This is a genomic window from Cytophagaceae bacterium ABcell3 (genome assembly GCA_030913385.1).
GTDB lineage: Bacteria > Bacteroidota > Bacteroidia > Cytophagales > Cytophagaceae > ABcell3.
This window is the reverse complement of record CP133159.1, coordinates 3,493,853-3,514,709: the sequence shown is the minus strand read 5'-3', so window position 1 is coordinate 3,514,709 and position 20,857 is coordinate 3,493,853. Positions and strand designations below refer to the sequence as shown.

18 protein-coding genes are annotated in these 20,857 nt (G+C 39.5%); 13 read left to right on the top strand and 5 right to left on the bottom strand.

What is annotated here, in order from left to right; all coding sequences use genetic code 11:
• The first annotated feature begins 343 nt into the window (after positions 1-343).
• From RCC89_14115 to RCC89_14100, 4 genes are all read left to right on the top strand, one after another.
• Complete coding sequence (locus tag RCC89_14115; protein ID WMJ74294.1) at positions 344-712, top strand: ArsC family reductase; 369 nt, start codon at positions 344-346, stop codon at positions 710-712.
• Positions 713-968: 256 nt separating this feature from the next.
• On the top strand, positions 969-1,709 hold the full coding sequence (locus tag RCC89_14110) for a Bax inhibitor-1/YccA family protein (protein WMJ74293.1): 741 nt from the start codon (positions 969-971) through the stop codon (positions 1,707-1,709).
• 205 nt (positions 1,710-1,914) lie between these two features.
• Positions 1,915-2,610: a hypothetical protein gene (locus RCC89_14105; GenBank protein WMJ74292.1), complete on the top strand. Its 696-nt coding sequence runs from the start codon at positions 1,915-1,917 to the stop codon at positions 2,608-2,610.
• On the top strand, positions 2,574-3,050 hold the full coding sequence (locus RCC89_14100) for a PRC-barrel domain-containing protein (protein WMJ74291.1): 477 nt from the start codon (positions 2,574-2,576) through the stop codon (positions 3,048-3,050). The genes RCC89_14105 and RCC89_14100 overlap by 37 nt, the downstream gene beginning before the upstream one ends.
• Before the next feature lie 31 nt (positions 3,051-3,081).
• Here the strand turns inward: RCC89_14100 and RCC89_14095 are convergent, their stop codons facing one another.
• The 4 genes from RCC89_14095 to alaS form a co-directional block, all read right to left on the bottom strand.
• Entirely contained in the window at positions 3,082-3,252 is a 171-nt protein-coding gene (locus tag RCC89_14095) for a hypothetical protein (GenBank protein ID WMJ74290.1), read from the bottom strand.
• A gap of 216 nt (positions 3,253-3,468) precedes the next feature.
• Positions 3,469-4,629 carry a TlpA disulfide reductase family protein gene (locus RCC89_14090; GenBank protein ID WMJ74289.1) on the bottom strand — a complete coding sequence of 387 codons (1,161 nt, stop codon included), beginning with the start codon at positions 4,627-4,629 and terminating at the stop codon, positions 3,469-3,471.
• A 15-nt stretch (positions 4,630-4,644) separates the two neighbouring features.
• Positions 4,645-6,099 (bottom strand): Asp-tRNA(Asn)/Glu-tRNA(Gln) amidotransferase subunit GatB, encoded by a 1,455-nt coding sequence (gatB, locus tag RCC89_14085; protein ID WMJ74288.1) that lies wholly within the window; start codon positions 6,097-6,099, stop codon positions 4,645-4,647.
• Positions 6,100-6,152: 53 nt separating this feature from the next.
• Complete coding sequence (gene alaS / locus RCC89_14080; GenBank protein ID WMJ74287.1) at positions 6,153-8,789, bottom strand: alanine--tRNA ligase; 2,637 nt, start codon at positions 8,787-8,789, stop codon at positions 6,153-6,155.
• Positions 8,790-8,934: 145 nt separating this feature from the next.
• Here alaS and RCC89_14075 point away from each other — a divergent pair, with 145 nt between their 5' ends.
• The 7 genes from RCC89_14075 (at position 8,935) to RCC89_14045 (ending at position 18,107) form a co-directional block, all read left to right on the top strand.
• Positions 8,935-9,909, top strand: coding sequence for a M23 family metallopeptidase (locus RCC89_14075; GenBank protein ID WMJ74286.1), 975 nt, complete (start codon positions 8,935-8,937; stop codon positions 9,907-9,909).
• Positions 9,910-10,176: 267 nt separating this feature from the next.
• Positions 10,177-10,515 carry a MerR family transcriptional regulator gene (locus tag RCC89_14070; protein WMJ74285.1) on the top strand — a complete coding sequence of 113 codons (339 nt, stop codon included), beginning with the start codon at positions 10,177-10,179 and terminating at the stop codon, positions 10,513-10,515.
• A gap of 3 nt (positions 10,516-10,518) precedes the next feature.
• Positions 10,519-12,282, top strand: coding sequence for a gliding motility-associated C-terminal domain-containing protein (locus tag RCC89_14065; protein WMJ74284.1), 1,764 nt, complete (start codon positions 10,519-10,521; stop codon positions 12,280-12,282).
• Positions 12,272-13,378, top strand: coding sequence for a DNA-processing protein DprA (gene dprA / locus RCC89_14060; GenBank protein WMJ74283.1), 1,107 nt, complete (start codon positions 12,272-12,274; stop codon positions 13,376-13,378). The genes RCC89_14065 and dprA overlap by 11 nt, the downstream gene beginning before the upstream one ends.
• Entirely contained in the window at positions 13,378-14,469 is a 1,092-nt protein-coding gene (locus RCC89_14055; GenBank protein WMJ74282.1) for a DnaJ domain-containing protein, read from the top strand. Before dprA ends, RCC89_14055 begins: the two co-directional genes overlap by 1 nt.
• Positions 14,470-14,548: 79 nt before the next feature.
• Positions 14,549-16,741, top strand: a complete 2,193-nt coding sequence (locus RCC89_14050) for a S46 family peptidase (GenBank protein ID WMJ74281.1) — start codon at positions 14,549-14,551, stop codon at positions 16,739-16,741.
• A 148-nt stretch (positions 16,742-16,889) separates the two neighbouring features.
• A complete protein-coding gene (locus RCC89_14045; protein WMJ74280.1) occupies positions 16,890-18,107 on the top strand; it encodes an ISL3 family transposase in 1,218 nt (405 codons plus the stop codon).
• 126 nt (positions 18,108-18,233) lie between these two features.
• Here RCC89_14045 and RCC89_14040 read toward each other — a convergent pair whose 3' ends face one another.
• Positions 18,234-19,328 carry an acyloxyacyl hydrolase gene (locus RCC89_14040; GenBank protein WMJ74279.1) on the bottom strand — a complete coding sequence of 365 codons (1,095 nt, stop codon included), beginning with the start codon at positions 19,326-19,328 and terminating at the stop codon, positions 18,234-18,236.
• 83 nt (positions 19,329-19,411) lie between these two features.
• Here RCC89_14040 and RCC89_14035 point away from each other — a divergent pair, with 83 nt between their 5' ends.
• Both RCC89_14035 and RCC89_14030 read left to right on the top strand, forming a co-directional pair.
• Entirely contained in the window at positions 19,412-19,981 is a 570-nt protein-coding gene (locus RCC89_14035; GenBank protein ID WMJ74278.1) for a hypothetical protein, read from the top strand.
• A gap of 163 nt (positions 19,982-20,144) precedes the next feature.
• Positions 20,145-20,849, top strand: coding sequence for an SDR family NAD(P)-dependent oxidoreductase (locus RCC89_14030; protein ID WMJ74277.1), 705 nt, complete (start codon positions 20,145-20,147; stop codon positions 20,847-20,849).
• The last annotated feature ends 8 nt before the right edge of the window (positions 20,850-20,857 follow it).

The following is a 20,857-nucleotide window of genomic DNA, read 5'->3' as shown; positions in this document are numbered from 1 at the left end:
AGCAAATTTCATCACAGGCCTTGACTTTTTTGCTTACTTTTTTTGTCTAAGAAAAAAAGTAAGGCCCTGCCGGCGAGGCAAAAAGTAACTAAACGAGCCCAAATAAGCTAATAACACATAAGATTTCTAAGTTGGTAACCCTATAATACTTTTTGTTTGTTTCTGTTTCCTTTGCCCGGAAGTCTTCACTGGCTTCCGGGTTTTTGGTTAAGGGAGCAGCTTGTAGAATTAAACCTGAAATATGCATTAGAACTTTTATGAAATAGTGGGATTTATTTCTAATTTTTTATTTTTGTTTATAAGAGAACTGTAGAATTGTTCTTTAGAATAAAAAGGTGAAATTATGAAGGTATACGGAATTAAAAACTGTGATACAGTTAAAAAAGCTCTAAAGTGGCTAAATGATCATGAGGTGGAGTTTGAGTTTCATGACTATAAAAAGGAAGGTGTTGATGAACAAAAACTGCAAGAATGGTTCGCTCAATTTTCGGCAGAGGACCTAGTAAACAAAAGGGGAACAACATGGCGTAAGTTGACGGATGAAGAAAAGGAGGCTGCAAGTGACCCTTCCAAAGCTGCAGCACTTATCCAAGATAACACCAGTATGATAAAACGTCCTTTGATAGAAAATGATGGCGCTGTAGTGGCTTTAGGGCTGCAGGAAATGAAGGATTTTGTCAAGGTTTATTTTGGCTTAGAGGTAAAAAACTAGGTGTTATATTAGTAGCTTGTCATAATACATTGTAGTAGTTGTACCTTTTTGTATAAGAAATGTTCTAAACTTATAGGTGTTTATGTTAACCTGCTGATGGCGTAATGGTTGAACTTGGATTATGCACTAGAACTTTATATTGCGTGGCAAAATAACTTCAAATCATATGCATAATCTAGGTTGAAAAAAAAGTCGTTATTCTTTTTTAATTTTATGATTAATAGCTTAATTGGCATGTTAAACTAGACACTTTTATATGAGATCATCTAACCCAACATTAAAATCTGAAATTTTTACAACTTGTACAGCCGTTCCAGGTCAAACAGAAACTATGACCATTGGCGGTACCGTTAACAAGTCTGCCCTAATGTTGTTGCTGGTATTTTTGACAAGTGCGTGTTCTTGGTCTATGTTCATAAATGGCAGCCCTTGGGTTCAGCCGCTTATGTATGTAGGTATAGGAGGTGGTTTGCTTATGGCCATTGTTACAGTTGTTAAAAAACAGTGGTCTGCTGTTACAGCCCCTGTTTATGCATTGTTTCAAGGTCTTTTTTTAGGGTCAGTGAGTGCTATTTTTGAGGCCATGTTTCCAGGTATTGTGGTTATGGCCTTGACATTGACTATGGGTACTTTTTTATGTTTGTTGCTGGCTTATAAGTCGGGTTATATCAAAGCTACCGAAAACTTTAAGTTAGGTGTTGTGGCTGCAACAGGCGCTATAGCGGTTGTTTACCTTCTTTCCTTCGTATTGAATCTTTTTGGTTCTTCTATGCCTTATATTCATGATAGTGGCTGGATGGGTATCGGGTTTAGCTTATTTGTGGTAGTAATAGCAGCTCTTAACCTAGTTCTGGATTTTGACTTTATTGAGCAGGGTAGTGCAGCAGGAGCGCCAAAATACATGGAATGGTATGCAGCTTTTGGTTTGACTGTCACTTTAATCTGGCTTTACCTTGAAATTTTGCGACTTTTAAGCAAAATAATGAGTAAAAGGTAAAAGAATTAGGAAGGTAAAATTTGCATTATCAACGAAGGAGGAGCAGAACCTATCTGTTTCTCCTTTGTTGTTTTTACCTGATTGTGATTTGTTATTTTTTTGAACTTGGGGTGCTTTTTGTCAAATTTCGATGATTTTTTGTTGTTTTGTCAATCATAATAAACTCTATTGCATATTTTGAGTTAACAGGTAAGAATTAAAAATTATGGCTGATATACGGATACAGAAGAAGAAGCCTATTTGGCCTTGGGTATTGGGTGTCTTGCTAGGGCTTTTGGTCATATGGTTGGTGGTAAGGGTATTTGACAGGGAGCGACAGGTAGCGGACATCGAAGATCCAGAGGTGCAAAACGAAGGTACGGCTGGAATTCCCCAAGAGATTAATGAGTTCCTTACTTATGTAGCGGTGACCGATACGCTATCAGAAGAACAAATTGACCATGCGCATGTGTCAAGAGGGGTTCGCTTGCTTGCGGGCGCATTGGAGGTTCTTTCAAAAGAATATAGGATTTCTGGTATAGATATTAAGGAAAATAGAGCTAGGCTGGATGGAGTAGCCCGATACATTCAACAGTCTCCGAATACAGGTTTACGTGCGGATTCGCTCAGGTCAGGCCTTATTAGTGCAGTCAATTGGATGGAACAGTTGCAGATTCAACGGTTTCCCAGGCTAGATACCCAAATAGGACAGGTACGGGCGGCAGCTAAAAGCATAGATATTGATGTGCAAATAGATGAACAGGGGAGTGAAGTTCAACGTTTTTTTAACCTCTCAGGAGGGTTTATTCGGGATATTGTATTTCAGGAAGAAGACGTTTTGGTATATCGGCAGCATAAATTTTGTCATTTTGAAAATATGTATCTATGGACAAAAAAGACAACCATCATTTATTTAGGTTGAGCGAACTTGATGATTATGAAGTAGCCAACAATGACCCCGATATACGGTCTTGGCCTGTTATAGGCGCTGACGATAAAAAGCTTGGGGTGGTGAATGAGTTTATCGTAGATAAAGAAGCAGAAAAAGTTAGGTATGTAGATATTAAAGCGGCTAGTGAATTTGCCCATGCCGGGGGAGAGCGGCACCTAATTGTTCCAATTGGTTTGGTAGAAGTCGGAGAGGAGGGGGATGATACGGTCTACTTAGAACTACTAGATCAGGAGAAATTAATGAATACCCCTGTTTTTCATGGCGGGCCGGTTACTCGAGATTATGAGCATGAAGTTCGCGAGGTATTGCACGGCAATGGGTACAACAGAACACTTGAACATAAGGAGTTTTATCATGACCCGTTTTTTGATGATGGAGGGCTTTATAGGAGAAGAAACAGAGCAAAATAAAAAAAACAGAGGCTGTTGGGACCTCTGTTTTTTATTTTGTATATCCTTTTGCTTTGTCAAAATCAAAGTTTTCTTTGTGATCCTGATCCGAAAAATCATCTTTGTGAGGCCTCACTGATATAAACTCACCACCATCACTTAAAGCAGTCTTTTTTACTTTTTCCGCTTTGCCTTTCTCATTATGCTTTTTTTGATTCTTCATAGTTAAAAACATTAAATACCTGTATAGAAAGAACTGTATATGTGGGTATAAATGTTCAAAAAAAAACAATGTTTGAGGTAAGTCATTGAATGTTAGTTTATTGAATTAAGATAAATATTGGGTGTGTAGGGGGGAGAAAGGTCATCAAGCTATACAAAGGATAAGCGGGAGGGGAAATAAAAAAGTGATGGCTGTTTAGAACCATCACTTTTTTTATTATTTAAGTACTTCTTCCAGTTTCTTTTCGAGTGCATCGCCTCTCAAGTCTCTGGCTATAATGTTTCCTTCAGGATCTAGCAGGAATGTTGCAGGAATACCTTCTAGTTCATATTTAGGAACCACTGACGATTGCCATCCGCCTAAGTCCGAAGCATGTTTCCAAGTCATGTTATCTTTTTTGATAGCCCTCAACCATGCATCTTCTTTTTGGTCAAGTGAGACACTGAAAATCTCAAAGTTTTTTTTGTTAAACTTCTGATAGGCTTTTACTAGGTTTGGATTTTCCTGCCTACAAGGGTTACACCAAGAAGCCCAAAAGTCAAGCAGTACATATTTACCTTGCAAATCACTCAGAGATATTTCATTTCCTTCAGGGTCTGTTAAGGCAAAGTCAGGCGCTTTTTTACCTTCGCTTACCTTGCTGTTGGCCATTTTTTCTTCTCTTTTCCTTTTCTCCTCGGCCATACGGGTAATCTCTGTGGCATACTGCTGAGTATATTTAGCATCTGGCATTTCTTTTTTCATGCGAATAGCCAGTTTATTCAAATACTCTGTATTTTGATAAGGATCAAGAAACTGAATAGCTTTGAAAACGGCCATAGAAGGCATTATGCTATCAGCAAAGTTCTTTAGCCACTTTTCGTTAGACTGTTTATAAGCGTCTATTTCTGCTAAGACGGCTTTAAGAGAGTCACTTTTCTCTTCGGTTTCTAGACGCTCCAGCTCAGCTTTAAGAAACTGAATTGAATCATTGTATGCAATAACACGGGGTAGCAATACATACAGGTCATCGTTATCAGAGGAACCTTTAACAGCAGGGCTTCCTTGCGGGTCATTGGCGTCTGCTGATACTTTTAACGATATATTGTCCAGAACCAGTGCAAGCGATTTTTCTTTGTCATACCCAATCAGGTAAAAGTCGCTCTCTTTAACTTTTCCTTGAAATACAAACTCGTTTTTGTCATTGGCTTGGGTCGTATCTACCCCTTTCCATGAATTGTTTTCAAGTTTGTACAAAATTATTTCATTGTCTGACAGGTTGTCTATTTTTCCAGTAATCTGGTATCCATTGTCAGCCAAATTTTTTTTATCCTGGCTTCCTGTACAGGAAATAATCCCTGCAGAGGCTATTAAAAACAGGAAATAAGAAAATCTCATTAGCAATAGTGTTTATTAATTTTCAAGCGATTGTCGTACTAGTTCACTGGTAACTTTAGGGTCGGCTTTACCTTTGGTGCGTTTCATTATCTCACCCATAAACATGCCCAAAATACCCTTTTTGCCTCCTTTATACTCTGCGACTTTTTCTGGAAACTTAGCCAATACCTCATCTATAATTGGTTGAATGGCCGAAGTGTCACTTTCCTGTATCAGGTTGAAGTGTTCAGCGATTTCTTTAGCTGTCCTTCCGTCTGCTTTTAGTAAAACAGGGAATATTTTCTGACAGGCAATGGTATAATTCACTTTTCCTGAATCTACAAAGTCTATAAGGTCTGCCAATTTTTCAGTACTAATTGGAAAATCCTTTATATGCAAAGTTAGTTCATTTAAATATGATTTTACTGGCCCCATGACCCAGTTCGAAGCAGCTTTGTACTTTTTTGTATGTGTGCAAAGTTCTTCAAAGTATAGTGCAACTTCTTTAGAGTCAGTAAGAACTTGGGCGTCATACTCAGGTAGTTTATACTCCTGTGTAAACTTTTTGTACAGTTCGTGCGGAAGGCTTGGCATGTTTTGCCTGATGCCGTCAAGCCAATCTTCAGAAATTTTCAAAGGCTGCAAGTCTGGCTCAGGAAAATATCTGTAGTCGTTAAGCTCTTCTTTGGTACGCATACTGGTAGTTGTACCGGTAGGGGCATCGAACTGGCGGGTTTCAGAAACAATGGCATTTCCTTTTTCTGTCTCTTCAATCTGCCTCATTATTTCATGCTCCACAGCTCTCTGGACGTTTCTGGTAGAGTTCATGTTTTTGACCTCCACTTTTTTTCCAAATGTAGTGCTGCCTTTGGGCATGATAGAAATATTGGCATCACAACGTAGGGAGCCTTCTTCCATATTACCGTCACAGATTTCTAGGTATCTGACCAGCTTCCTGATTTCAGCAACTACGGCAAAGGCTTCTTCTGGTGTGGAAATATCAGGTTCTGTAACAATTTCTATCAGTGGTACACCGGCACGGTTGTAATCTACCAACGTATCTGTTTCACCTGCCAGGTGCATGTTTTTTCCCGCATCCTCTTCCATATGGATACGGTTTAGGCGCACTTTCTTCTCGCCAGCTTTGGTTTTTATGTTGATATAACCGCCCAGGCAGATAGGTGCCCTGTCTTGGGTAACCTGATAGCCCTTAGGCAAGTCAGGGTAAAAATAGTTTTTGCGGTCAAAAGAATTGATACGGTTAATTTCACAATTACAAGCCAGTCCCATTTTTACGGCAAACTCTACTGCTCTTTTATTGATTCGAGGCAGTGTGCCAGGATGGGCCAGTGTAATGGCACTAATGTTGGTATTAGGTAGATTGCCAAATTCATTGGAGTCTGACGCAAACATTTTGCTTTTGGTCTGTAACTGGGCGTGCACCTCAAGCCCGATTACCGGCTGATATTTTTCATTAACCGAAGTACTCATAATTTTATTTATTGGCCTAAGCCTGTTTGTTTAAATCTAAAATTTCAATCTGTTTATGCCACTGTGCTTTTAATAAATTCGGTGGCTTTTTCTGTTACTTTAGGCAAACCTGCACTGTTTTTGCCTCCTGCAGTTGCATAGAATGGCTGTCCGCCACCGCCACCTTGAATCTCTTTGGCTAGGTCTTTGACGATTTTGCCTGCATTCAAGCTGCGCTCCTTGACGATATTGTCAGACAACATCACGGTTATATGAGGTCGGCCTTCTATTTCAGCAGCCAACACCAAATAAAGGTTCTCTACCTGGTTTCTTAGCTCGAAAGCGATATTTTTCAAGGTATCTGCTGATGAAATCTTTAACGATTCTATAATGCAGTTGATTCCCCCAAAGTTAGTAGATTTTTCCAGTAAAGCCTCTTTTACCGTCTGTCCTTCTTGTCCTTGATAAGCTTCTACCTGCTTGGCAAGGGTGTTTTTCTCTTCAAGAAGGTCCCCTACTGCTTTTACAGGGTCTCCCGTAGTTTTTAAAGTTGCTCTTATAAGGTTTAGAACGTCAAGGTTCTGATTGACGTATTTTTCAGCTTCATCTGCTGTTACGGCTTCTATTCTCCTTACTCCTGCTGCTACAGAAGACTCTGAAACTATTTTGAAAAACCCTATTTCGCCTGTAGCTTGAACATGTGTTCCGCCACAAAGTTCAACAGAGTATTTGGGATCAAAAGTAATGACCCTAACAAAGTCTCCATATTTTTCACCAAACAAGGCCATAGCACCTAGCTTTTGCGCTTCCTCTATAGGTACATTGCGCTTTTCGTCCAAGGGTATGTTTTCCCTTATTTTTTTATTAACGATCTTTTCTATCTCTGTGAGCTCTTCATCAGAAAGTTTGGAGAAATGGGAAAAATCGAACCTTAGTACTTTGTCGTTAACAAAAGACCCTTTTTGTGTGACATGGTCTCCGAGTACTTGCCTCAAGGCTGCGTGTAAAAGGTGTGTGGCTGTATGGTTGTTTTTGGTCAGTTGACGTTTTTTTACGTCTACCACTGCATTTACTTCAGCTTTAGGGTCTGCCGGAAGCTTATCTGTCAGGTGAATAATAAGGTCATTTTCCCTTTTTGTGTCAGTAACAGGTATTTTTTCGCTGCCAACTTCCAAATAGCCGGTATCTCCAACTTGACCACCGCTTTCAGCATAAAAAGGTGTGGTGTCCAATACTACTTGGTATTGCTCTTTCTTCTTGGCTTTTACTTTTCTGTATTTTACGATAGAAGAGGCACTTTGCAGGTGGTCGTAACCGATAAACTCTGGTTCGTGTTCTTCTGCATGAACCAATTGCCAATCGCCGGTTTCTGTAGTAGCCGCTTTTCTTGACCGGTCTTTTTGCTGTGCCATTTCTTCTTGGAAACCTTCCTCATCTATTTTGAGTCCGTTTTCCCTGGCTATAAGTGCTGTGAGGTCAAGTGGGAAGCCAAAAGTGTCATAGAGTTCAAATACTGTTTTCCCATCTATGGTATCTGTCTTTCCGTTTATTTCCGCTTTTATTTGCTCAAGTCTTTTAAGACCGTTTTCTAAGGTCCGCAAGAAAGAGCTTTCTTCTTCCTGAATTACTTTTTGAACAAAGTCCTGTTGTTCTTTAAGTTCAGGAAACACCTCTTCGAATTGTTTGGCCAACAGTGGCACCATTTTATAAAGGAAAGGCTCCCGGAAGTTGAGGAAAGTATAGGCATATCTTACCGCTCTTCTTAAAATTCTTCTAATAACATAGCCTGCCTTATTGTTTGATGGTAATTGTCCATCGGCAATAGTAAACGAAATGGCCCTTATGTGGTCAGAAAGTACCCGCATGGCAATATCGTCTTGAGGGTTCTGGCCATATTTTTTACCTGCGTGATCGGCAATGAACTTTATAAGTGGCTGGAAAACATCTGTGTCATAATTAGATGTTTTGTTTTGTATGGCCATTACCAGACGTTCAAAGCCCATGCCTGTATCAATATGTTTTTCAGGTAATGGTTCAAGGCTGCTATCGGCTTTTCTGTTGTATTGTATAAAAACGATGTTCCAAATTTCTACGACCAATGGGTGGTCTTCATTTACCAGGTTTTTGCCAGGAATTTTGGCAATCTCTTCCTCTGGGCGCAAATCTATATGGATTTCAGACGCAGGCCCACATGGCCCTTGGTCGCCCATTTCCCAGAAGTTGTCTTTTTTAGAGCCATAAAGGATCCTGTCTTCTGGTACTATTTTTTTCCATAATTGGTAAGCTTCATTGTCTGGTTGTAGGTTTTCAGCAGGATCGCCACCAAATACAGTAACATATATGCGGTCTTTCGGCAGTTTAAACTCTTCAGTGAGCAAGTCCCAAGACCATTGAATAGACTCTTCTTTGAAATAATCCCCAAAAGACCAGTTGCCCAGCATTTCGAACATTGTATGGTGGTAGGTATCTATGCCAACTTCTTCCAAATCGTTGTGCTTACCAGATACACGAAGGCATTTTTGGGTATCGGCCACCCTTCTGCTGGTAGGAACTTTGTTGCCAAGGAAATAGTCCTTGAACTGGTTCATACCTGCATTGGTGAACATCAGGGTGGGGTCATTTTTATTTACAATGGGAGCAGAGCTAACGATTTGATGCTCTTTTGACTTAAAAAACTCCAAAAATTTTTTTCTGATTATTTTAGATTCCATCAGGCCTAAATGTTCCTTTTAAAGTTATATTTTTACAAAACTTTTTTATATATTACATGTTTGTTTGCAGAAAAATTACATGAATAAGCGTTTATTCAAATAATTTTACTAATTGCAAAGTTAGAATAAAAACAGGAAGTTTATAATGGCCAGAATAAATTATTACTACGACACCGAAACTTGTAAATACGAAAGGGTAAAGACATCAACTTCAGACATTATTCTCAATGCTGCTGGTTTTGTTCTTTTGAGTTTTGTATTTGCCGTTGGGCTTGTGTTTGCCTATACAAGATATTTTGAGTCTCCTAAGGAAACCGCTCTTGCTCGTGAAAATGAAGAACTGATCCTTTATTATGAGCTTTTGAACAAGGAGCTGGATATGGCCAGGGACATGCTTACTTCCCTTCAGGAAAGAGATGATAACATATATAGGGTGATTTTCGAGGCAGAACCTATTCCTGCCAATATCCGCAGCAAAAACATGTTTAACTCTAACTATAAAAATATTCTTGCCAAAAGCTCTGGTACCGAAAAACTGATTGTTAACACGATTCAGAAAATGGAAAACCTGAAGCGCCAGATGTACATTCAGACCAAATCTCATGATGAGTTGGCTGAAATGGTCAAAAACAAGCAGGATATGTTGGCCAGCATACCGGCTATTCAACCTGTGATCAATAAGGAGCTTAATAAACTGGTATCTGGCTTTGGTATGCGTTTTCACCCAATCTATAAAGTTAAGAAAATGCATACAGGGGTAGATTTTATGGCGCCTAAAGGTACCCCAATTTATGCTACGGGCGATGGTAAGGTGCGCTTGGTGCAAACAAGTTTAGGAGGCTACGGTAAGCAGGTCGAAGTCGACCATGGTTATGGTTATGTGACTAAATATGCCCACATGAGTGCATTTAATGTGAAGCAAGGACAAAAGGTGAAGAGGGGCGAGTGTATAGGTTATGTCGGAAATACTGGATCTTCAACAGCTCCCCATCTGCATTATGAAGTGATCCACAACGGGAAAAAAGTAAACCCTGTTCATTACTTCTATAACGATCTGAATCCAGAAGAATATGAGAAGATTCTGGAAATTGCCTCTAAAGAAAACCAATCACTGTCATAAGTCTATTATATTCATAAGTCTATTATAATAAAGTGCCAACCACATAAAAGCATGTTTAGGTTGGCACTTTGATTTTATAACATTAAGTAGGACATTGGTTATGTCATTGAGTTCTTGACGCTGTGATATCAAAGATTTGGTGTTGCTGATGTTGTTTTTTACACTTAACTTTAGGCAGCTTTAACCTGGATTATGCAATAGAAGTTCTAATGCATATTTCAGGTTTAATATATTCATTGGCTAATGTTATAAGTTCAAGGAAAAGTAGTGCCTTATAAAGAGAAAAATATAGAAAAGAGGTATTATACCATAGGTGAAGTGGCAGATATGTTTAAGGTCGCCACATCCCTTATTCGCTTTTGGGAGTCGGAGTTTGAAATAATAAGACCCAGAAAGAATAGTAAGGGAAACCGTCAATATACCAGTGAAGATATCAAGAATATCAAACTGGTTTATCACCTGGTCAAAGAGAAAGGTTATACCTTGCAGGGGGCTAATGAAATTATTAAAGTGCAAAAAGACAAAGTGAAAGATAATGCCGAAATGATTTATTCTCTTGAGAAAATTAAATCGTTTTTAGTTGAATTAAGAAATAACTTGCCCTAGATCTTGAAACGTATATTTATACTTTTCTTTCTACTGCTGTTCAGTAGGTTTGGCTATTCACAGCTTAATGAATTTGCTTCCTTGGAAGGCTGGCCGGATATTTTTGTACAGGGATGGCATTTGATGGGAGAAGCTTATACTGGCTCTACACAAGGTGGCGATATACGTCCTGAAGTAATTTTGGTGGACAATAGCCGATTAGATAGGGCTGGCGGGGCTTTCTTCAGTCTACCTTTCGATGCCGGTGCCTGTCAGCGGTGGAGGGTAACATTTGACTTCAGGATATTTGATGGTAATGGCGCTGATGGTTTGGCTTTTTCTTTTTTAAGGGAATTGCCACAAGAGCAAGATTTGAGGCATGGAAGCAAAGTCGGTTTGCCTGCTTTCCCCAGAGGACTGGCCGTAGTTTTTGATACTTATAACAACCGGGTAGATAATGATTACTCTACATCCTCACCTGCTTTTTGTGAAGGTGAAAATCCTGAAATACAGATTTTTTACGGAGATGGTACGGTAGACTATGATGAGTGCAGTGAGCTACATCGAGTGGAGCGGGTAAGCGGCCTTAGGAGCAGTTCCTTTAACACCGCCAGGGTTGACTATGATAATGGTCAATTGAAGGTGTTTTTGAATGGAACCTTGATGCTGGAAGGTGCTTATGATTTAAATTATAAAGGGTACTTCGGATTTTCTGCTTCTACCGGTGGTAGGGCAGACAACCATTCTATAAAAAATGTAAGTATTGAAGGAAAAACACCCGCTGTTGATGCAGACGCAGGTGAAGACCAAGTTATTTGTGATGGCGAAGAGGTAAGGTTAGGGGGTGACCAAAACTATCCTGAAAACTATGTTTTTGAATGGTCGCCGAATTTGCCTGATGAAGCCTCTAGCCTTCAAAACCCTACTGTTAGACCCCAAGCCAATGGTCATGAGCCGGCAAATTATCTATATACATTAAAAGCTGGAGATCCTGAGGATAATTGCTTTTCTTATGATGAGGTAAGGGTAACGGTAAATCCTTTGCCTAATGCAGACGCAGGCAATGACAAAGAAATTTGCATAGGTCAGGAGGTTGAAATTGGGACAACTCCTGCGGCCTCTGGAGGATTGCCTCCATATAACTATCAGTGGCTACAAAATGATAGACAGGTTGCCTCTGGTTGCGAAACTGCTGTCGTGTCCCCTGAAGTGCCCTCTACTTATTATTTATCTGTTTCTGATGCCAATGGTTGTATCGGAAAAGACTCGATGTGGGTAGATGTCATTCCTGTTCCACTGCCAGTTGTTTCTGTCAGTGAACCTTTTGAACTTTGTGAAGGAAACAAAGAAGCACTTGCGACACATCATGATAATGACTATAATTACCTTTGGAACACAGGTGAAAGGGAAAATGAAATTAATATTACCAGGCCTGGTCATTACTGGGTAGAGGTGACACCAGTAGGAGGGTGTACTGTTAGAGACTCTGTTTATATTTCTCACTGTAAGCCAGAAATACAGGCAGTTAACTTATTTACACCTGATGGGAATGGTTTAAACGACACCTTTAAAATAGGCGCAAAAGACTATAGTAAGTTTAGCCTGAGCATATATAACCGATGGGGGAGCCGTGTTTTTTATTCTGAAGACCCCGAAGATGCATGGGACGGAATGAACAGTAGCGACGGTGTATACTATTGGCATGTGAAAATAAAAGGATTTGACAAATACGATTTTTGGGAACATTATAAAGGGGTTCTTACTTTGCTGAGAGACCATGAACAATAGTAAATTTTTTGAAGTAGCCATTGGGCTTATTCCTGGAATAGGAAGTTCTTTAACAAGACAGTTAGTTAGTTATTGTGGTTCGGTAGAGCAGGTTTTCAAATATCCTAAAGGTAAGCTTTTAAGGATACCGGGTATAGGGGAGAAACATGCTATGGCCATAATCGAGAAAAAAGTTTTTCCGGAGGCCGAAAAAATTTTGAAAAAAGCAGAGCAGCAAAATGTGAAACTGCTTTTTTATACGGACAAGGAGTATCCGGTAAGGCTGCGCCAGATTAATGATGCACCCGTGTTGATTTACTATAAGGGTAATGCCGATTTAAATAATAGTAAGTCTATCGGCATTGTTGGCACACGGCGGGCTACTGACTATGGCAAAGAACTTACGCAGAAAATAGTAAATGACCTTATGCCTCATCAGCCGCTTATTGTTAGTGGCTTGGCGTACGGTGTAGATATTTGTGCCCACAAAGCCGCTGTGGCATGTGGTTTGCCTACTATAGGAGTGATGGCCACTGGTGTAGATAGGATTTACCCTCCTGTGCATAAATCTACAGCGTTAAAAATGCAGGATAGAGGTGGGGTTTTGAGTGAGTACGTATTTGGCACAGAGCCTGACGCACACCGGTTTCCTTCAAGGAACAGGATTATTGCAGGCATGTGCGATGCGGTCATAGTGGTAGAAGCAGCAGTTTCTGGCGGAGCTTTAATTACAGCAGAAATAGCCAATGACTACAACCGGGAGGTACTTGCTGTTCCAGGAAAAATCGGCGAAGAATATTCTTCTGGTTGTAACAACCTAATTAAAAAACATAAGGCTAGTATTTATACAGGCGTTAAAGATATTGAATATTTGTTAAATTGGGATCTAGACCAAAGTGCTCCTAAAGTTAATAACTGTGCTTGGGATAGAGCATTATATACGGACGATGAAAACTGTATATTGGAATTGCTTGCCGGTGTAGAGTTTCTTCATGTGGATGAAATTAGCTGGAAGTCCCAAATATCACTTAGCAGGCTGGCGTCCGTATTGTTAGGGCTGGAATGTAGAAATGTTATTAAGCAGCTACCTGGAAAAAAGTATAAATTTACTTCTTGATGCAATTTACATATTATCAAATTTTAGGGATTTCTCCTACTGCCAATCAAGAGGAGATAAAAGCTGCTTTTAAAAAACTTGCTGTCAAATATCACCCTGACAAAAATCCTGGGAGCTCTTTTGCTGAGGAGCATTTTAAGAAGGTAAACGAAGCCTACCAAGTGCTTTCTGACCCTAGAAAGCGTAAGCAGTATGACTTGCGGCAAATGTATCAACGGCAACGGAGCTACTCAAGTACATCCACGGCTTCTTATGCAGAAAAACCAAAGCCCAAACCAAAAGCATCATACAAAGCCAGAAGACCAAGTGCAAAGAAAAAGCCTGGTGTAAAGCTGGCTCATGTTTTTATGAGCTTAGGGATATTTGCTGTATTGATTGTCGCTGCGGTGTTTTTTTATAACTTTATGAACAGATTTGCTTCTGACAAATACTTTGCAGAAGGAATAGATTTGAAAGCAAAAGGGTTTTATGTCCAAGCGTACCAAAAGTTTTCAGAGTCGGTGGAGTTAAATCCTGAAAACCCCGACCCGTATGCTGAACGGGCAGCCTTGAGAATTCACCTCTTTGACGATTATCGTGGAAGTATTTCTGACTATAACTCTCACATCGCTTTTTCCGAAGAACCTGCCGCTGAAGTTTACTTTGACCGAGCCATGGCTTATGTAAACCTTAAAAAGTATAAACCAGCTGTTGAAGACTTAAATGTTTTTTTGAGTCAATACCCAGAAAACGACAGCGCTTTGTTTGTAAGGGCTGAAATAAAGAACTATGCATTGTCAGATCCTGCAAATGCTATTAAAGATTATAACAAATTGTTAGATATTGATGATCAGTTGGTAGATGCGTGGTATGGGCGGGGTGTCGGCCGTTTATATGTGGGCCAGTACGATTCTTCCGTTATTGATTTAAAGAGAGCACTAGAGCTCGAACCTGATCGGATGGAAATAGTGTATCACATGGGTCTTGCTTATTTTGCAAAAGGAGATACAGTGACTGCATGTAGAGATTGGAAGGTGGCTGATGAAAATGGCTATGAATATGCTGGTGAGGCTTATAAGAAGCATTGCAGGAGCTTTGTGCCTGTTGAATAATTTCCTGTTTTTTTGAACATTTTTGCAAGAAAACGGCTTTATGGTAAATATTTTCCTTTTTTAATTTTAATATTCCAATATGTTTAAAAGAGTTATTTGTCTTTCATTTATCTTCTTGACCTGTTTTCAGAACTTGGTCAAAGCAGATGAAGGGATGTGGTTGCCCTTGCTAATTGAGCGTAATTTTGAAGAAATGGAACGCCTTGGCATAAAGCTTACACCTGAAGATATTTATAGTGTCAACAATTCGAGTATAAAAGATGCTATAGTAAACTTTGGAGGATTTTGTACAGGTGAAATAGTTTCTGACCAAGGGTTGATCCTTACCAACCACCATTGTGGATACGAGTCTATCCAAACACACAGTTCGGTAGAAAACGATTACCTGTCTGACGGTTTTTGGGCTTCTTCGCATGAGGAAGAAAAATTTACCGAGGGTCTTTCTGTGACTTTTTTAGTGCGGATGGAGGATGTTACTTCTGAAGTATTGGCTGCTGCAAGCTCAGGAGATGAGCAGGCTATTCAAGCGGTTACAGAAGAACTTGAAAGTAAGGCAGTAGAGGGTACCCACTATGATGCTGAAATTAAGGATTTCTATGGTGGTAACGAATACTACCTGTTTGTTTATGAAACTTTTGAAGATGTTCGCTTAGTAGGCGCACCGCCTTCTTCTATTGGTAAATTTGGAGGAGATACTGACAACTGGATGTGGCCTAGGCATACCGGCGATTTTGCCTTCTTTAGGGTATATGCTGGTCCTGACGGAAAGCCTGCTGCATACGATCCTGACAATGTTCCTTTACAACCAAGACACCATCTTCCTGTATCGTTAAAAGGGGTAGAAAAAGGTGACTTCACCATGGTGCTTGGTTATCCAGGAAACACCCAGAGATACCTTACCTCTGAAGGTTTAAGAGAAGTAGTGGAACTGAAAAATTCAGCTAGAATCAAGATTAGGGAAAAAAGATTGGAGGTAATGAAAGCCGATATGGATGCTTCTGAAGAAATCCGTATTAAGTATTCTCCAAAATATTATCAGGTAAGTAATTACTATAAGTACTTTATTGGTCAAAACCAAGGTGTAAAGCGCCTGAACGTTATAGACAGGAAAAAGAAAGAAGAACAGGCTTTCATGGAATGGGTGCAGGCTGATGAAAGCAGAAAGGGGAAATATGGCAACTTAATGGATAACTACGAAAAGATCTATGATGCCAGCCGTGAGGTTACTGTTCCTTATGTGTATTTGGAAGAAGCTTTATTGGCTCCAGAGGTGATGCTATTGGCTTATCAGATGAACGAGTTTTATGAGGTGCTTTCTGCTGACCTGGATCAAGAAATTATAGATTCGGTAACTGCTGAACTAAGGGATGAGATGAGAGACCATTTCAAAAATTACAATGCGCCAACTGATCGTAATTTGATGGTGGCTTTGTTTGAAATGTATTACAATGATGTAGATAAAGAATTCCATCCGTCTGCATTTGACAAAATAAAGAAAAACACCACTAAGAGCTTTGAACGTTTGGCCGACCGTATTTTTAAGAAATCAATGTTGGTTTCTGAAGAAAAGGTGAATGCGTTTCTAGATAACCCAACGGCAGAAGCTTTAGAAAAAGACGTAGCTTTTCAACTGGCACAAACCGTTATTCAGGAATTCCGTGAAAAAGCCGGACCTGTTTTGGGTGGTGTGTATATGGCTTTGGGTCAACAGGAGCGTGTATACCTTAGTGCATTGAAACAGTTGAAAGAAGGGAAAAACATGTATCCAGATGCAAACTTTTCTATGCGTTTGACTTATGGTACTGTACAAAGTTATTATCCAAGAGACGGTGTTAAGTACTTACATGGTACGACGCTAAGAGGTATTATGGAGAAAGAAGATCCAGACAGTGAAGAGTTTATTGTTCCTGCCAAACTAAAGGAGTTGCATGACAACAACGACTTTGGGCGTTATGAAAGCGATGGTACTGTGCCGGTATGTTTTATTACCAATAATGATATTACTGGTGGTAACTCTGGTAGCCCTGTAATAAATGCAGAAGGTCATTTGATCGGAACTGCTTTTGATGGAAACTGGGAAGCCATGAGCGGTGACTTGGTTTTTGAGCCTGAATTGCAGCGCTGTATTGTTACTGATATCCGCTATGTATTATTTATTGTAGATAAATTTGCCGGGGCAACCCACCTGATAGAGGAAATGACTTTGATTGAAGCAGATGAAGAGGCTGAGGTTGAAGAAATGGAAGAAGCCGTTCCTCAGGAAGTTGACTAAATAAGCATAATACATAATACCATAAAAATGGCCACTTCGGAATGCAGAAGTGGCCATTTTTTTTTGTCATTAATCCTGAATTGAAGTTTATTTTTGGGTCTATATGATTTACTGTGGAAAGGTGATATAATGTAGTTATTTTTACAAAATGAACAGTATCGAAATATTTCAATTGGCTTTGCAGTTAACAAAGCCTTGGTCGGTAACCGATGTTAGGTTTCAGGAAGCATCCAATGGTAAACAAGAACTTCATATAACCATTAGCTTTGAGCGTGGTTTCGTATTTGAACCAGAAAGTAAAGTTCATGATACTCAATATAGGACTTGGCGTCACCTCAATTTTTTTGAACATGAATGTTATCTTCATTGCAAAGTCCCTCGAATCAAAACAACGGATGGAAAGGTAAAAACCGTGGAAGTGCCGTGGGCTAGAAAAGGAAGTGGTTTTACTTTGTTGTTTGAGGCTTTTAGCATGGCTTTGATTGAGCGAGAGATGCCCGTGAACAAAGCAGCTGATTTAGTGAATGAGTACCCACAGCGCATATGGAATATATTTAACTACTGGATACAAATTGCCTATCGGGCAGATGATCAAAGCTCGGTGACCCAATTGGGTATTGATGAGACTTCTGTAAGAAAAGGACATGATTATGTGACCGTAGCAGCAGATTTGGCTACTCGCCGTGTGATTCATGTTACTCCAGGCAAGGATCGGCACACTATCGGAAGAATTAAAGACCATTTAAAAGCAAAGGGTGTTGAACATCTGTCAATTACCGACGCATGCATTGATATGTCTACAGGTTTTATCGCAGGCATGCTCGAACATTTTCCTAACACCTCGGTAACATTTGATAAATTTCATGTAGTCAAACTGCTTAATGAAGCTATGGACGATGTACGTAAGCGAGAAGTCCGAGAACACTCAATACTTAAAGGACACAAATACACGCTATTAAAGTCCACACACAAACTTAGCGCTAAACAGAAGCAGGACCGGCAGGTACTTATTGAACTGTTACCAACTATTGGGAAGGCTTATCGGTTAAAGACCTTATTTCAGAGCTTTTGGGAGTTTAAAACAAAAGAAGAGGGCTCTGCTTTCTTGGCTTACTGGTGTGACCTTGTTGAAGAGGAAGGCTTGTATGCCTTCAAGAAGTTTGTAAACACAATAAAGTCCCACTGGCAAGGAATTACCAATTATGTCGAGTCCCAGATTGCCAATGGTGTCATGGAAGGGATTAACAGCAAAATACAACTAGCTAAAAGAAGAGCTCGTGGATATCGGAATATTACAAATTTTATCAACATGATTTACTTTATTTCCTCTAAATTGAAATTCAATTACCCACAGTATTCCACATAGAGCCTTATTTTTTCTAGGTAATTGAAAGTTCTAATGCATATTTAAGGTATTCCAATATACTTTCATGTAAGACCATGCGTAATGTAGCCACAACGCATGCTTGTGGCTTTTTCAGCAGGTCCTAGGTTAAAGCCGAATGCCCAGTCCCCATTCTACAAAGTCGGCATATCCGTAATGTGTTTTGAGTCCCACGCCAATATTTAGGTTGGAGGTAAAAAAGTACCTCAAGTAGTACCTTTGGTAAACTGGCGGTGTTGGGGTCAGCGGATCATAAATGTAAATACCCATTTGTGTCAGCATAGATAGCCTGGCAACAGTGAGTTCATGCCCCACAGTAATACCTGATGTTAGCTGGTAAACTAAATCATCTGGATCTGGGTTATTGGCAAGCAAAATGTAGGTTCCATTATAAAAGAGGTCCAGTCCTGCCGTAATACTGCTTTTGTGGTTCAAGGTTCTGCTGACGAACATACATCCACTCATATTGAGGAATTTGTCTCCTCCAGGTGTCCTATATTCTTTAATCCCAAAATTACTTATCAGGTTAAAATAATATGTCCTTTCATGGGCAGACATATCGTCTTCATGAAAGCTTTTTTGCGGCTGCTGGCCATAGCCAAGCCCAACATGGATAGCAGGTATGTTAATGCCAAGATTTGGTGTCTTAAAAGAACCATTTGAGTAATGAATCAAGCTTACCCCAGCATTGACATGAAGGTTTTTAAAAAGATATTTTCTGATATTGATGTTGCCGTAAAGAGAAAAATTTAACCTGCTGCTGATAAGCACGTTGTCAGGGTTGCTTTCAGGATGAAAACCCCTGCTGATATAGCTTCCTCCCAGCCCAATACGGTAGCTCACAATTAAGCCGGATGATCGGTATAGTATGGGGTTGAAATAGGGTGTTATAGAAATCATATCGCCTAATGGTTTCTCTGAGTCCATGTTAAAGTAATGGACAGAAACGCCAAATTGAGGGAAATTGTAAAGCTGCTGCCAGGGGCGGTTGCCATAGGTTTGTTTGTTTATGTCAAGCTCAAAAGCAGTGGGGTACTGGTCTGTTAGGTGGGCCATCTTTTCAGAGTGTTCATAAATGAACCCAGACAGGTGGTTTAAATTTATGGTAAGACCTGAGGGGTTAGGAGTATCCTCTACCTGTCCTGTAGAACAGTTTGGCATCAAGACAATTAGGACTATAACATATAAAAATATTTTATACATATGCTTAGATGCTTTGATAAAATATGAAACTTGACGTTACATGTGTTACAGAATATGTTTAATATTGCCATTTGTTAACTACTATGACCGTGAAAAAGAATATTAGCCGGATTGAACAACTGACTGTAGGGGGTATTGTTTTAAGTTTTTTCCTACTTTATTTTACAGATGCGCCATTTTTTTGGTATGTATTCCAGTCTTTATTTTTGTTTTTGTTACTTGCCTATTTTATCGTAGCGGAAAAACATTTGTACCGGGTGTTTTTTGTTGGTTTTTCTGCAAGGATTTTTGGTAGCCTAGGACTGCTCGACCCTGAAATCAGCCAAATATTGATATACGTGGGTACTGGTTTTATGTCTTTATTTGGTTTATTGATTCTATTCAGGTCTATTCAAGAAAGTGTTAAGTATAAAAATTTCGAAATGATTACCTTTTTAACAGGTATATTCATTGCCCTTTCTCCTTTAGTATTTTTTGAAGTGCCTGACCAAGTGCTACAGTTCTATAATTTTGGCCTTTGTTTTTTGATTTTTACAATTATGTATAATGACAATTTATGGTCTAGGTACAACTTTGATGAAAAGAGGGTACTTGTATTTATTGTTTTACTGGCTTTAATATACGTCCTGACTTTTTCAATGAAGTTGCTTTAATGTCCAAAGGTAGCATTCCTAAACTTGCAAAAAAATGATTATTGACAGTTAGTGTTTATATCAATTTTCTTTTGCTGCAAACTTTAGCTTTGTTCATATGTTTTGATCAGGTGAATAAGTTTGATAGGTTATAAATTAATTTTAAAGAAAAAGTGTTTTGAGTATGGATCTTCAAGGTAAAGCAGCAGTGGTCACAGGCGCTTCTAAAGGCATTGGTTTGGCGTTGGTAAACGCCCTCTTGGCAGAAGGAATTAAGGTAGCGGGGTGGAGTAGGAGTGGAAAGGGAGTGAGTAATGAAAACTACAAGACGTTTCAAGTGGATATTTCTTCTTATGATTCAGTTGAGAAGGCTTGGGCTTCATCTGTAGATTTTCTAGGGCAGCAACCTGATATCCTTATCAACAATGCCGGTTTAGGGTATTCTGGCCTTTTAGAAGACATGGAACCAGCTTTATGGAAAGAAATTTTTGAGGTCAATGTAAATGGTCTTTTTTATTGCTCAAAAATGGCCATTGCTGGCATGAAAAGTAGGGGAGAGGGACATATTATCAACATAGCATCTATAGCAGGTAAAGATGGTTCGCCTAAGCTCAGTGCTTATTGTGGCAGCAAATTTGCGGTGAGGGGAATATCTCAATCTTTGTATAAGGAGGTGAGGGACTATGGCGTTAAAGTAACTTGCGTTATGCCAGGTTCTGTAAAAACTGATTTTTTTGACAATATTGATCATATTCAAGCAAATGATTATATGATGAAAGCCGAAGATGTAGCTGAAATGATCCTTCATATTATCAAAACACCGGAAAATCTCCATGCTACCGAAATAGAGCTGCGCCCTTTGATGCCAGCAGGGCGTAAAAAAGTGTAGCAGAGGTC

What these genes read in the sequence shown, in the direction of transcription:
- RCC89_14040 (WMJ74279.1), bottom strand. Translation starts at nt 19,328, where the DNA reads ATGTATAAAATATTTTTATATGTTATAGTCCTAATTGTCTTGATGCCA.
- alaS (WMJ74287.1), bottom strand. Translation starts at nt 8,789, where the DNA reads ATGGAATCTAAAATAATCAGAAAAAAATTTTTGGAGTTTTTTAAGTCA.
- RCC89_14075 (WMJ74286.1), top strand. Translation starts at nt 8,935, where the DNA reads ATGGCCAGAATAAATTATTACTACGACACCGAAACTTGTAAATACGAA.
- RCC89_14045 (WMJ74280.1), top strand. Translation starts at nt 16,890, where the DNA reads ATGAACAGTATCGAAATATTTCAATTGGCTTTGCAGTTAACAAAGCCT.
- dprA (WMJ74283.1), top strand. Translation starts at nt 12,272, where the DNA reads ATGAACAATAGTAAATTTTTTGAAGTAGCCATTGGGCTTATTCCTGGA.
- gatB (WMJ74288.1), bottom strand. Translation starts at nt 6,099, where the DNA reads ATGAGTACTTCGGTTAATGAAAAATATCAGCCGGTAATCGGGCTTGAG.
- RCC89_14115 (WMJ74294.1), top strand. Translation starts at nt 344, where the DNA reads ATGAAGGTATACGGAATTAAAAACTGTGATACAGTTAAAAAAGCTCTA.
- RCC89_14030 (WMJ74277.1), top strand. Translation starts at nt 20,145, where the DNA reads ATGGATCTTCAAGGTAAAGCAGCAGTGGTCACAGGCGCTTCTAAAGGC.
- RCC89_14090 (WMJ74289.1), bottom strand. Translation starts at nt 4,629, where the DNA reads ATGAGATTTTCTTATTTCCTGTTTTTAATAGCCTCTGCAGGGATTATT.
- RCC89_14105 (WMJ74292.1), top strand. Translation starts at nt 1,915, where the DNA reads ATGGCTGATATACGGATACAGAAGAAGAAGCCTATTTGGCCTTGGGTA.
- RCC89_14110 (WMJ74293.1), top strand. Translation starts at nt 969, where the DNA reads ATGAGATCATCTAACCCAACATTAAAATCTGAAATTTTTACAACTTGT.
- RCC89_14095 (WMJ74290.1), bottom strand. Translation starts at nt 3,252, where the DNA reads ATGAAGAATCAAAAAAAGCATAATGAGAAAGGCAAAGCGGAAAAAGTA.
- RCC89_14055 (WMJ74282.1), top strand. Translation starts at nt 13,378, where the DNA reads ATGCAATTTACATATTATCAAATTTTAGGGATTTCTCCTACTGCCAAT.
- RCC89_14050 (WMJ74281.1), top strand. Translation starts at nt 14,549, where the DNA reads ATGTTTAAAAGAGTTATTTGTCTTTCATTTATCTTCTTGACCTGTTTT.
- RCC89_14100 (WMJ74291.1), top strand. Translation starts at nt 2,574, where the DNA reads ATGGACAAAAAAGACAACCATCATTTATTTAGGTTGAGCGAACTTGAT.
- RCC89_14035 (WMJ74278.1), top strand. Translation starts at nt 19,412, where the DNA reads ATGACCGTGAAAAAGAATATTAGCCGGATTGAACAACTGACTGTAGGG.